Genomic DNA, 12,228 nt, shown 5'->3' on the forward strand with positions numbered 1-12,228 from the left:
TCTAAGGTCGTTTCAGTCCTATTCGCAAGAATTGCAAAAGTATTCCATAATCTTCATTATGCGAATCCAAGTAATCCTAGCCGATCACAACCTCTTTTAGTATCGAGCATTTGCAGAACGAGCTATTTGCCAGCGCAGCAATTCAACCCAACTTGCCCTGCCCCAACGCGCTCTCGTGCTGATCAATCAAGTGACGAGTACGCGAGCTGACTATTTTATCTTCGATATTCGCAGCCGTTTGAAGCAAACGTTCTCAAGCCGTGAAGTCGACCTTGTCCGTCCTTCCCAAGGCCGAACGTAAACGGAAGTGGCTTCTCAGCTTGCCAGTTCCCTCCTCGGCCACCCGCTTGCGAGCGAGGGTCCGACAGGCCTCCAGAACGTCCCAAGGGATCTCTCCGAGGTCATCGGCGACCTCGACAAATGACCGCCAAGCGGCGGACGACAATCGTTTCGACACTGGCTCGAGCAAATCGTCCAATGCAATACCAGCGTCTGTTTCCGCATCATTGTCTGATCCGAACAGATAAATACGTCCGCGCCAGATGATGTAGTGACTTTGACAGCCGGTATCGCGCCAAACAGAAGGAAACACACTCATTTTTCCTCCTTCCGCATTGTAGATACGCCAGGCGGGCCCACTTCTTGGATCGAGGTTGACTGGAAATCGTTCGCCGCAACCGCAAGGACAGGACAACACAAGCCAACGTGGACCACCGCGGTTGACCAGGACAGCATCGCCGGGTTTCGACAGGTGCTGGTCCGCCTCGCCTCGTGAAGAAACCTTCGCCCGAAAGTTGAGAATGACGATGCCCATGAATTCGCCTCACTGCGGTGCGAAGTTGTTGTTGAGAATGCGCTCTGCTAACACGTACGCAGCGGCGCGACGCTCATCCTCAGGACCTTTCAGGTTTGGATCTTTGGCCGCCTTGTTCAGAAGGGCCAGTGCAAGAGCCGCTCCGTATTGATCTGCTGACGCGACACGCGCGGCATAGTGCCGGATCTGTCGCACGGCTTCGTGAAACCAGCGATGCGGATCGCGCGGATCACCGTGCCCGAGCAGCATGTCGAGCGGCTTACCACCATACGGTTGCTCAATCGACCTCCACCACTCATCGAAGGACCAGAGCTCATGATTATCGAAGGCATCGACCAATAGGCTGGCCTCCAAGGTCGCTATGTCCCACACCAGCGGTCCATCCTGATTGGCATAGAAGTCGATGACGAGCGCCTCGTGCCCCCTCACCTGAACATTGTCGACGTGGAGATCGCCATGAATCTTTGCGAATAACACCGGAGAACTTGCGCAGTATTCGAACAATGTAAACAGTCGATCGCGGTCGCATCTCGAGCCGATCGATCGCGCCCTTTGCATCCGGCGCCGGTCAAATTGCTTTGGAAAGCGCGGACCCAGGGTCTGCGAAAGTGGCGTATCTCGGCGTTCGATATTTCGATACCACGCTTGCAGCGTTCGATCGAACAGGCACGATATTGCCGGCCCGGCCCGGCCGCTCCGTGCGGCAAGCCTTAGACTCTCGCAGGATTCGATGAGATCGCCGACCAGCACACCGCGTGTCGATCCGAGACAGCATAAATCGTAGTTCAATCGCGGCCCGAGATTGAAAGGCACGTATTTCTCGACATTCAATTGGTAATTCTGAAATTCTTGAAAGATCTTGCTGCGATCACCGAGTTTGACAAAACGCGGCATAGTATGAAAGGCGCCGAAGACCGGGTAGGCACGGTATACGGCAGCCCCGGACCGGCCTTCGGTCATTGGACTGAAATGCACGGCCGTGTAACCTCTGAATGCGCGCTTCAGAAGGACTTGGCCAACACCAGCGTCGTTCTCTCCAAACTCGCATTCGGGAGCGAAGCTGAAACTGACAGACTCTTGTACGGCCTCGCCGGGGAGATGCCGAACCAAGAAGTTGGCCGCTTCCGACCAATTGGCAATGGGCGACAAGATGGTGACGTGCGGCAGCGGGGGGAGAGGCATCGGATCGCCCAATGATCTCTGCCACGTGAACTGATTGCGCAGGACGTCGCTCGGAAGGTTGCTGGCAAACACACGCGCCTCTTCCAGACATCTATACACTTGCGGAAGACCAGCAACGCCGAACGGCACGACAAAGACGCGGCATTCGTAATCAAGCAGGTGCTTAAGGCAGCTTCGAACGATTCGCTGGAATCTTGATGGGTAATCTTGTTGCTGGACGATTACGACGGCGGCAAGGCTCGCCAACAGAGCAGGCTCCATCGGCTGAAAAGCGGTAATCTGCTGTTGTCTGATCGTGAGGCCGCGGTCTTGAAACGGCGCCTTAGCCTCAGCCGGGGGATCGGCGCCGATCCAGCCAACCTCCGACCGACCAAAAGCTGTAACGTCAACGATTGACATTTTGAGCGAGACGGCCTTGGAGAGCCAATCCATCGCCCCTTGCCAAAACGCCTGCCCGCGAGCAGACGATGCAGTCCTGGACGGGCTCACCCTTGACCGACCGGAGGCGACTTCTCAGACCATCATACAGAAGATGCCGCGCCGGCGATGGCACGCCGACAACAGCGGACAAGAACATGGTGATGGCGAGCGAGGTAATAGTGCTGTTGATCGAGATCACCGCGGGCGCAGGTTCACGAGCGCCGACGAGATAAGGATCCTGCTTGCGCTCGGCCTCCGACATCATGTCGCGGCGGACCTCGTTACCGTCCAAGAGGCCACCGCAGGTGAGGCAAGCCAATCCAGGCGACAGCATCTGGGCGCGGCCGGTAATGTGAGTGATCTTGCCCCCCTTAACGGCGATAACCGTCCCGATATCGATGCAAGGAATGAGATATTGATAAGCTAATTGCTGAAGGACGGCTCGACTACCGTGTGAATCGGTGCAGCAAAACAGCACATCAACGTCTCGCAATTTCTTTGCGGTTTCGACGAAGACGACGTTCTCTTGAAAAGAGGTGACTACGGCACGAGGTTGAACTGCGCGAATATATCGCTCGGCCACCGCGACTTTGGCCTGCCCCGTATCGGCAGATGCGGACCCTGCCAAGCGGTTCAAATTAGTCAGCTCGACGTCATCTGGATCAACTAGAACGAACTCCTTGACGCCGAGGTGAGCCAATTGCTGCACGGCCAGCGATCCCGTGCCACCAAGTCCCACGATCCCCACCCTGAGGCTTTGGAGGATGCTCTGCCCGGCACGACCGAAGGCCCGAACCTGCCGATCGTAAAGATCGGAAGGGTCGTGTGATCGACTGGGATCAAACAGGACTCGTCGATCATCCCCTACCGCAATCAGACGAAGATGTCGGTCGCTTCCAAGGTAGCGACATGCATACCCTCCGTCGCTCACAACAAGGGCCAGATGCTGCAAGTCAGGGGTTCGATGCCGAAAGAAGTGTGCGAGAACCTCCTCGCCCGCATCGTCAATGCGCGAAAACTCGGGCGCGGCCCTCCCGGGATGGCTATGCACAAACACCAGGCTACTTTTGGTCCGCGCAGCAATCTTTGCCCACCTGGCGATGAACGCAGGCCGCAGCTCTGCTTCGAGTTGGCTGCGCCGAGTGTAGTCGTCTTCAGCGGGCACTACGACCTCTCGCACCAACACCCTTGCACGACCGTCGGCCCGAGACGTTCTGCCGCACATCAAGACCAAGCATAACTCGGTTCGACCGCCCAGCACGGAGCGCCGGACGAAGTCGAGATCGGCAAAGGTGATGAGAAGATCGTCCACTATCGTGCGGGGTTTAGACGTTGCGCGATGACGTTGACATAGGTCAGCATGTTGTCGCGATTTGGATTCCAAGATTGCAAGTGCCACGAAAACCAAGTGCCTCGCGGCTCACCCCCTGGGACCGGATTGGCATCGTTCGAGGCGGTTGGAGCGCCGCCGTCCACCAAGCGAACAGGCCCCGGTTCCAACCAGAAGCAATCCGGTTGTGCCGAAGGATATCCCGGTGGCAGCAGAAAAATGACGGTCCCTTTAGCGATGCTCCAACCTTCTGGAAGATCGAATTCCGGAATCTCAACCAATACAGCTCCGTTGGACATCGGGGTTCGACGCGCCAAGGGAAAATGCTGTTGGAGCGCCGCAAACTGCTTATCAATGATTTCCATGTCCAAATGTCGCCGGCGGCACTGCAAAAAAATGCTTGATCCGATCGTTCAGGGGCACTGTATCTGGGTCAGCGATCGGACGATCCGGCGTGTCTCCCTGCTCTTCCAAAAAAAGCTGATAATTCGCTTCGATCTTGGCGATCCGCTTAATGTCGGCCCCGGAGAGATAAGAATGCTCGGTCTCGTATTTCACCCCATCAACGAAAAAGTGGAATTCCTTTTCTTTTTTGTCGTTCATGATCTCCTACCTGCTCCGGTGCGGCCTCCCGACGAAGACCGATGCGCATGCTATCAGCTAGAACAAATAAAGAACAGTGTCAAGGTCTTCTCCCCTTGGATCTTGCAGCTAGGTGCCTGTCAGTTGCGCCGAGTTCGTGCGGCTCAACGTGACTGGCGGCTACCAGCGAGTGGCGAAACGCCGCCGCTTCGCGCGGGCCTAGCTGCGTCCTGGATCGCGGAAGCAATCTAAGCGGCTGCTTGCGGCGCCGCGCGCGGGTGAATTCTTCAAGCTTGCACGTCAACTATCCTCAATCCCGACGCGGGCATGACCGTTCCGAGCTGGAGTGCTACGCCATCACCACGCCCGCACCTCCAAGACAAACCAACGAATGAATGGCGTGAGTCGACAGGAGGTCTCGAGTGCCTCTAAGATGTAGGGAAGTAAGTTCGCGGAAGCCGCGTACGGGTGGGGCAGTGAACTTCCAGGTGACGGTTCTCAAGGTGCTGGTCAGCTATCCGGACGGGTTCGCCGTCCTGGAGGACATCAAGCGCGATATGGCGATTCTGGCCACCAGCGGACGGGACTGGGCCGAACGCACGAAGCGATTGGCGGCCCGCGTGCCTGACCTGGATATCTTCTCCCAACGTCTCATCGAGCGAAGGAACGGCGGCTGGCGCATCACTGATAAGGGACGCGAGGTTCTCGCGGTCATGGAGGCGCGGCCCGCACCAGCTCAGCCAATGGAGCTGCCTGATGCCCGCGCGGTCGAGGAGCCGGCGCCAGCCACGACACTGTCGCCGATGCCGTCGATCACGCCGGTTCGACGCCTGCGCAAACAAACCCGACGCCAAGCGTTGCGGCAGTTGCAACGTGCGAGAGCTCGCTCGTGAGCAAAGGACGGGCCTTGGCTCCAGCATCGAAGATGATTGATTCGTATAACCTTCATTATGTAATATCCGAAGTTGAGTTTGCATCAAATTGTGTAGTCTGAAGTTGGTCCCTAAGTACCTGCTGTCGTCGGTTGCGTAGTCGCGTGATCCCCGCTAGAAAAGTCATCTTCAGCAAGGGTGCTCACAATGGACGACTATTCGGACGACATAAGACGACCGTTGTGGCCGCGTATCGAAGTGTATGCTGGCGCAGGTCGCAAGCGTCGGCCGGATGTTGGTGCTGGACGCTGTAGCGGAACCGTTGGAACGTTCAAAGAAGTGTGGGCCTCAGAGGCAGGCCTCGCGCAAGAACCGGCTTTGCGCAAGCCCGCCATTTAACCGATGGCAGCATCATTAGCCGTGAACACGGCGTCTACGCCGGGAAGCTGCGCATGCGCCAGCGTCGTGCAGGCCGTGTTGCGGTCCAGGATCAGCCGACGTGGGTCAGTAAGGCCGCTCGCAACGGCGTTGTCGCGAAATCCGAGCCGGCGGCGGGTCGTGCGCGGGTCGGTGCCGTCGATGAACGCTAAGTTCTTGCGTCCTTGCGCGACGAAGTGCCGGGCGACGGTATCGCCCGCCTGGTAGTTATCGAAACCGACGACTGCATCGATTGGAGACGATGGCAGCTCCCGTGTTTCACCTACGGGACTGCGTGCATGCCGCAGCAGGCGAGCGCCCTCCTCCGTTGCGGGTGATCCGACCATGATGATCGCCTCCGGCCGCCGCGACAGCAGTGCAGTCAGCAGGCGATCCTGCGAGGGGAGAGTCGTAGCGCGACTGCGCGAGAATGACTGAGAATCCGAGCGGTTCGAGCACTGACAAAGGCGCCTGCGCATGCCGAGCGTCGATACAGACCACTGGAAGATCAGCCCTACGAAGCTCGTGCCACAGCCAACTCGCCATCGTCCCGGTCTCAAAACAAATGCGCTCGGCGTGTGGAGCTCGCTTGCGGAGCAGTGCCGTGAGCGCCCGGGGTCGGACTTGGCCTTTCCCTCTAACAAGACCTGACCGACCTCGTCGAGCACACACACTGACGTTTCATTCTGCGAGACATCCAGCCCAACATATTGCTTCATAGCCCCTCCGATTCGTAAGATGGTGGAGGGCTTGAAGATAGTGGACCTTTCGTGCCGCGGGCGCGACCGCAATTACGTCATCGTCTGCAATATTGCCCCCCTAAGCCGGGATCGCGCCCAACATTGACCCAGTTGGGCTGTTGCGCTGCCTGCTTTGGAATGAAGCAGGTGGTCGGCGATGCTGGTCATGGAGACGATTGCGCGAATACGGCGTGAGCACTTCATCAGAGGCAAGACGATCAAGGAGATCGCCTGTGACCCGAAGGTGTCGCGGAACACGGTCCGAAAGGTACTGAGGTCTGGGGAGACCTCCTTCGAGTTTGACCGCCAAGTGCAGCCGCGGCCAAAGCTGGGAGGATGGCCAGTAGAGCTTGACGGACTGCTCGCGGCGAACGATGCTAAACCGGCTCGTGAACAGCTGACGTTGATCCGGATCTTCGAAGACCTGCGCCGGCCGTGGTAACGCGGTTATAGTTCTGGAATTCAAGTAGAGGCATTCAACCGCTGCTCGCCTAAGCGACTGGCGCAATAGCCACCGTTAGCCTTCTTAGGAGAGCCAGTTCGGCCTCACCAGCGGCCGTGCGCCTAAGTACCAGCTTGGCAAGCTCTGTTCGATTGACGGGAGTTCGCATACTTGCAGGCAGCGCCGCCACCGCTTCATCATAGATCTTTCCCAACACCGAAAGAATTTCCGCATCGAAGACCTCACCTCGTACCTGCAACACTTGTACCAAATCTCCTGTCGAAACATCGCGCTGGCGACTCGCTGCAACAAAGCCTGCCTGACCTACTTACGCGGGCTGATCGTCCGCGTCGGCGAAAGGGTGCGCCCGACGCTCAGTTTGTCTCCTTCCAATCGCTGCGGCCAGACCGGACAGTCGCGCGCAAGCTGTCGCCGGCCAGCTTGTAGGCCCACGACCCCGATTACGGCCCACTGGCTTCGGATTTCCTGGTCTGACCAATGATGTCGCCACTCGGTACTCTACCGTTAAAGCCCCTAGATCCCAAGTCGAGCGGCCTGCGTTGACAGTTGCTCCGCCTCGGCAAGCCGATAGGGTGGGATGTCACTACGCACTGTGGCCAACAAGGACTTACAGAACGCAGGCGTGAGCTTGCCGCGGTGAATCACGACGTTTTCGCAGCCCGTCGCCGCCCGGGCGTTCTGCCACTGCTGATTATAGCCGCGTTGTTCGTTGGACTTGACGTGGCAAGCGGCGAAGTCGGCGTCATCCAGCGTCGCCAACTGGCCCGTATGTACCGGTCGCTTCGTATGGATGTGAACCCACATGGGGCTCGGCATTGCACCATTGCGCAGCGCCTTGGGTTGCAGCTTAACCTGAAACAGCACCCCTGGCTCGCCCTTTAACGCGCGCGGTAGATCGGCAGGCGCCAACTCCCCGGCCGCGCGCAACTGTTCAAGGTACTTCTGCGACGGAAAGCCGTAGGTCTTCATGCATTCAATCCTAGTCAATGCCCTTCGCTCGTCCAAAGTCTTGGCGAGCCCCTGCGCCTCGGCCCGCATCATCTTGAGTCGGACTAGCTTGCCATGCACCTCGGGCACTTGCGTTGGCGTGAGTAGGATACGTCGACCAGGCTCCGCGAGCGAACCCTCACAAGCCTGCATTTCGGCGGCCTGGGTCTGCAGGCGCTCGATCACGGCATCCACAACGTGGTCGGCGTCCTCGGGCTTCATTTGGCGGGCTTGCGAGACGGCCCGTTGCTGACCAGCCAGATCAAACTGCAAAAGTGCGTCCAACCGCTCGAGTAGGCGCGCCAGCGTCTCCATTGATGGCGGGGCCTGCCAGATCGCCAAGTGTGCCGTCGCCGAGGATGTCGCCCTCGCATGCGCCTCTTCCGCGCTCACGAGCTTCTTCGTACCCAGATCCGAGAGCACCACAACTTTGGCTGCTGGCGCCGTGGCTTTGTCGGTTGTAGCGATCTGCAGCTGCGTCCCGTCGCGTGCCGAACTCCCGGCGAGAGTGCTCGGTGTACGTTTGGCTTTACCCTTCCTGCGCGCAGAAGTGCCTTCGGCCGCTACAGCCTCTCGCGTAGCGTTGGCCGGCTTCGCAGCCCCTGCTTCGACCGCCGGTGAATTGATGGCCGACGTTTTGGGCTGTAGATCCAGCAGCCGCATAACGTCGTGTGCAGTGACCCACGCGCTTTCCACGATCTGATGCAACAGTTTCAATGGCAGGTCGTCACCGGTCCCCTGACCCCTTAGCTTTGAAACGAGGTTGTGCACTCCCAACGCAAATTCAGAAAGCCGCTCCATAACTCCTTCCAGGACCGCGCAGTGCGCCGCGTCGAGTGCGCGTCCTTGGCTCTGTAGAACTGCGTCCTTTGTCGATATGAATGCCGGAAAAACGTCATCGATGAAAGTGCCGAGCAGGCGAGCCCGTCCGTTCTCGGCCATGAGGATTTCCCTCGTGGCTGGGTCGAACGTGCTTTCGAGAGGCTCAATCATGATTTGTGCGAGAGCGACCTGCGATTGCAGATGCATGCACTTGGTGTGCAGTGCCCAACCGCTGTGCAGCCGCAGTGCGGCCTCGTCGGCCTGCCGCTTTTGGGCCGTTACATTGGGTAAATTAGCAGTAGCGGCGCAGACGCATTGCATCCGTTCCGAACGCAACGCCTTCTTTCCCCACCACTCCATGCAGTCCGCATAGCGGTTTGCTACGCCGGAAACCGCTCGGTTCAGTAGGTCAGAGGGAGTGTTGGATAGCATCCGTTGGAGCACGACGGTTGCACTTTTCCTGCTCTGCTCCAAGGCGTAGATGGTCGGGGTGGCCAGAGCGTTACATTGCTCCGCCGCATGGAGCACCTCGTCCCGGAGACCGCGAGCCTGATCGTCAGACAGAATCCTGCGCGCCTCGTGCTGGGGCAGGCTGGCGTAGTACTCCAGAACTTTTGAGCCGACCTGGATGAGCTTGTCGATCAGCTCTTGTGCCTCTGACGAGCTCCGCGCTTGCATGGCCGCCTTACTGCGAGCGCCAACTTCCGAGAGCAGGCTTTCCATTTGTCGCTTTGTTGCCTTGATCTCGTCACCCGTCGATGAAATGGGGACTGCCATATCCGAAGTTCGCGGCTGGCTGCCGACCAACGCCGCTCTATCCTGAGGCCAAGAGCGCATTCGCTCCACGATGGAATAGAAGGATTGGCCGCCCTCCCCAGCGGCGAGACTCGATTCTGAACGCAAACTGCTCGAGTCCCAAGTGCTGTCGGCTCCGGGAGCCCCAACGAGCGATTTGCCAGGCCGGCCAATACCCGTCATATTCTAACTCCGATCCAGGCGAGAACGTGAAGCCTAATTAGATAGACGGCTTGGCTGACGATCAGCTGACGAACGGCATTCTCCCGGACTCACCACGAAAATCAGAATCACCGTGCTTCCAATTCCATAGAAGATGCCTTGGTTTGAGGTTTCCGGTCTGCAGACACGCGTCCTGCTTTGCAACCAGGCCGTGGAGACGGAGCGCAACACTCCCCGCCCTAAAGCAGAGGCTGGTGGGCCCTCAGCAGGCGAGGTATCGGACGCGCACGCTGCAGAGCCGATGGTGCGATCACAGTCGGGCTGAATACGCAGAGCATTCGATTGACCTTCGCGGGCAGTTGGAAGCGATGATCTATCGGTGGTCCAGTCGCGGGAATACTGCCTTTGATAGCGCTAGTTCGGCGCAGAGACCGAGAGTGGCGCGAGTGCAGGAGACAGCCAGCGGGTCGTTTTACACGCAGGCGATTGATCTCAGTCAGCTTTCGTTGATTTGCACAACCTTCATTTTGGAATATCCGAAATCAGAGCTGCATCAAAATTGTGCTGCCTGAGGCCAGTCTATTTTTGAGGGCACTCGCAAGGGAGCACGCATCGACGAATGCGGTGAAACGATTCGCAAACAAGCTTACAGATGCTCCGCGTCCAGCTCGGCGAGATTCGCAAGCGCGTTGCCTCGCTTCTCATCACGCGTGCGCTTATAGGCGAATAGATCCTCTGCCCTAATCCTGCGATGACGCCCCACTGTCACGTGCTGAATTTCGTTCTTCTCTAGCAGAGAAACCAGAAACGGACGTGAGACATTTAGGATGTCGGCAGCTTGCTGTGTGGTCAACATCTCATGCACAGGCACAAGGGTCACCGCATCGCCGCGGCCGATGTGCCGAAGCAATTCCATTAAGAGGCTCGACAGGGCCGGCGACAAGGTTATCTCAGCAGCCTTTTGAGCATCGTCGAGCACGCGTAGCTTGGCATCCCCAGTCGCATGCGACGCGAGTATTTGACGAAGCTGGTTGGCTGCCGCCTTCTCGCTCGCGGAAGGCAGGCGAGTACCTCCCAGCTCTTCGGCGTAGGCTGGCATCGTAATCGTTGTTCTCCTCGGTACGGCATTGTATGTAGGCTATATTCGAAATAAACGCAACAAGTGAAATAAACGAAAATACTGAAGTTCCGGTTGGCTGGGGTCCCCTCCCCGGGGTCAAGTAGCTCAATGCAAGGTGAGACTTTCGGGGCCGCCCCGGATAAGCATGGAATGCTGCGGAACTGGCCCAGGACCGGGCAACCGCCCGGTGAAGTCCAGAAGTAATTCTGGGCAGAGCCTACGCATAGGGGGAAGGCTGTTTTATCAAGACTGATCTTTTTCCGTTCAGCCCCCCGGCCCTGCTCTCACATCCTAACAGGACCGACGGCTTCATCCGCAATGTGGCTCGGCTCTGACCCTCGATACGCATCCGAGGGTCGTGCAGTCGGAGCTTGCGCTCGTGCGCTTCTCGTTCCACGCCGATTAAACGGACCTAGCGAGGCATGGCTGGGGAGATCTTCATATTCTTTCAGCACCTGAGCCCAATCCGCCCCATTGGCGATGACATGGGTAGACAACGGCCAGCCGCGTCGCGGTCGGCTGCGTGGAGTATAACCTATAGCTGTTAGAACGGTCTATCTGGACCCTCAACTGATGCTCGCTTGGGCTGCTTGCGCTCTGGCTAATCGAATGACAGGAATAATGAAAGTAAGATCAACCGATGAAACGCCACGACGAACAAATGTCCAACAACGCGAGGACAACCGAACGGGCCTTCAGCGGCCCTCGTTCGGCGCTTCGGGTGATGGATATCCTGCAGGCGTTAGCGGCCGAACCGGAAGGTCTTACGCTGGCAAAGCTCAGTGACCGCCTAAAACTGCCGAAAACGAGCGTCTTCAGCCTCATGCGCGCGCTCGAAGGCGGGGGATATGCTCGCAGCGACAACGGCCACTACATTCTCGGCGATCAAGCGATCAAGCTTGGCGCGAGCCTGGCTCAGGCTCGATCGTTCCCGAAATGTGCGCGTCCCGTCCTGGAGCGGCTCGCACGAGAGACCGAGGAGACGATCCTGCTCGGTGTCCTCTCCGAGGAGGGCCACGAGATATCTTACGTCGATGTCATCGAATCGGAAAAGCCGCTGCGCTTTGCGGTCCGCATCGGCAACCGGCGGCCGCTGTATTGTACGGCCGCAGGAAAGGCGATGCTGGCATTCCTACCAGAGAATGTTCAGACGGCGTATCTGACCCAGACCAAGTTTGTAAAGTTCACGGACGACACATCCTCGAAAGAGGAACTCGTCGCCATGTTCCCCGAAATCCGTCACCGCGGCGTCGTTGTCGACGCTAATGGTATAATTGATGGCGCCACCGGCATCGCGAGCCCCTGTTTTGACGAGGCCGGCCTCGTCAGCTGCTCGGTGACGATCGCCGGCCCTACCGCGCGCCTGCTGCTTGCGCGCGAGCACATCGAGCGGCTGACCTTCAAGGCCGCCGAACAGATCTCGCAGATCCTCGGCTATCGCGGCCCATATCCGCCGGCAGAAGATTCTGCCGAGCGGGCCGACACCGGCAAGCGGCGCAAGAAATGACCTCGCGCCAGGGAC

10 protein-coding genes and 1 pseudogene are annotated in these 12,228 nt (G+C 58.4%); 3 read left to right on the forward strand and 8 right to left on the reverse strand.

What is annotated here, in order from left to right:
• Window positions 1–253: 253 nt before the first annotated feature.
• The 5 genes from XH90_RS38140 to XH90_RS38160 all read right to left on the reverse strand — a co-directional run bounded on the left by XH90_RS38140 (window position 254) and on the right by XH90_RS38160 (window position 4,349).
• Window positions 254–814 (reverse strand): DUF6527 family protein, encoded by a 561-nt coding sequence (locus XH90_RS38140; RefSeq protein ID WP_128929563.1) that lies wholly within the window; start codon window positions 812–814, stop codon window positions 254–256.
• 9 nt (window positions 815–823) lie between these two features.
• The gene (locus XH90_RS38145) at window positions 824–2,428 is read right to left on the reverse strand and encodes a phosphotransferase (protein WP_128929562.1); all 1,605 of its coding nucleotides are present in this window, start codon (window positions 2,426–2,428) and stop codon (window positions 824–826) included.
• Window positions 2,382–3,581, reverse strand: a complete 1,200-nt coding sequence (locus XH90_RS38150) for a ThiF family adenylyltransferase (protein ID WP_232995573.1) — start codon at window positions 3,579–3,581, stop codon at window positions 2,382–2,384. Before XH90_RS38150 ends, XH90_RS38145 begins: the two co-directional genes overlap by 47 nt.
• A 146-nt stretch (window positions 3,582–3,727) precedes the next feature.
• On the reverse strand, window positions 3,728–4,111 hold the full coding sequence (locus XH90_RS38155) for an E2/UBC family protein (RefSeq protein WP_082847948.1): 384 nt from the start codon (window positions 4,109–4,111) through the stop codon (window positions 3,728–3,730).
• The gene (locus XH90_RS38160; protein WP_042336969.1) at window positions 4,098–4,349 is read right to left on the reverse strand and encodes a multiubiquitin domain-containing protein; all 252 of its coding nucleotides are present in this window, start codon (window positions 4,347–4,349) and stop codon (window positions 4,098–4,100) included. The genes XH90_RS38155 and XH90_RS38160 overlap by 14 nt, the downstream gene beginning before the upstream one ends.
• A gap of 455 nt (window positions 4,350–4,804) precedes the next feature.
• Between XH90_RS38160 and XH90_RS38165 the strand changes: the two genes are divergently transcribed.
• Window positions 4,805–5,221 carry a hypothetical protein gene (locus XH90_RS38165; RefSeq protein ID WP_128929560.1) on the forward strand — a complete coding sequence of 139 codons (417 nt, stop codon included), beginning with the start codon at window positions 4,805–4,807 and terminating at the stop codon, window positions 5,219–5,221.
• A 374-nt stretch (window positions 5,222–5,595) separates the two neighbouring features.
• On the opposite strand, the gene XH90_RS38170 is transcribed toward XH90_RS38165, so the two are convergent.
• A complete protein-coding gene (locus XH90_RS38170; RefSeq protein WP_232995572.1) occupies window positions 5,596–6,336 on the reverse strand; it encodes a hypothetical protein in 741 nt (246 codons plus the stop codon).
• A gap of 178 nt (window positions 6,337–6,514) precedes the next feature.
• Between XH90_RS38170 and XH90_RS38180 the strand changes: the two are divergent.
• Window positions 6,515–6,787, forward strand: a pseudogene (locus tag XH90_RS38180) (IS21 family transposase); the annotation flags it as partial.
• A gap of 546 nt (window positions 6,788–7,333) precedes the next feature.
• On the opposite strand, the gene XH90_RS38185 reads toward XH90_RS38180, so the two are convergent.
• On the reverse strand, window positions 7,334–9,607 hold the full coding sequence (locus XH90_RS38185) for a hypothetical protein (protein ID WP_128929558.1): 2,274 nt from the start codon (window positions 9,605–9,607) through the stop codon (window positions 7,334–7,336).
• A 625-nt stretch (window positions 9,608–10,232) separates the two neighbouring features.
• Window positions 10,233–10,691: a helix-turn-helix domain-containing protein gene (locus tag XH90_RS38190; protein ID WP_128929557.1), complete on the reverse strand. Its 459-nt coding sequence runs from the start codon at window positions 10,689–10,691 to the stop codon at window positions 10,233–10,235.
• A gap of 655 nt (window positions 10,692–11,346) precedes the next feature.
• Between XH90_RS38190 and XH90_RS38195 the strand changes: the two genes are divergently transcribed.
• Window positions 11,347–12,213, forward strand: a complete 867-nt coding sequence (locus XH90_RS38195; protein WP_128929556.1) for an IclR family transcriptional regulator — start codon at window positions 11,347–11,349, stop codon at window positions 12,211–12,213.
• The last annotated feature ends 15 nt before the right edge of the window (window positions 12,214–12,228 follow it).

Source organism: Bradyrhizobium sp. CCBAU 53338, assembly GCF_015291665.1.
Taxonomy (GTDB): Bacteria; Pseudomonadota; Alphaproteobacteria; order Rhizobiales; family Xanthobacteraceae; genus Bradyrhizobium.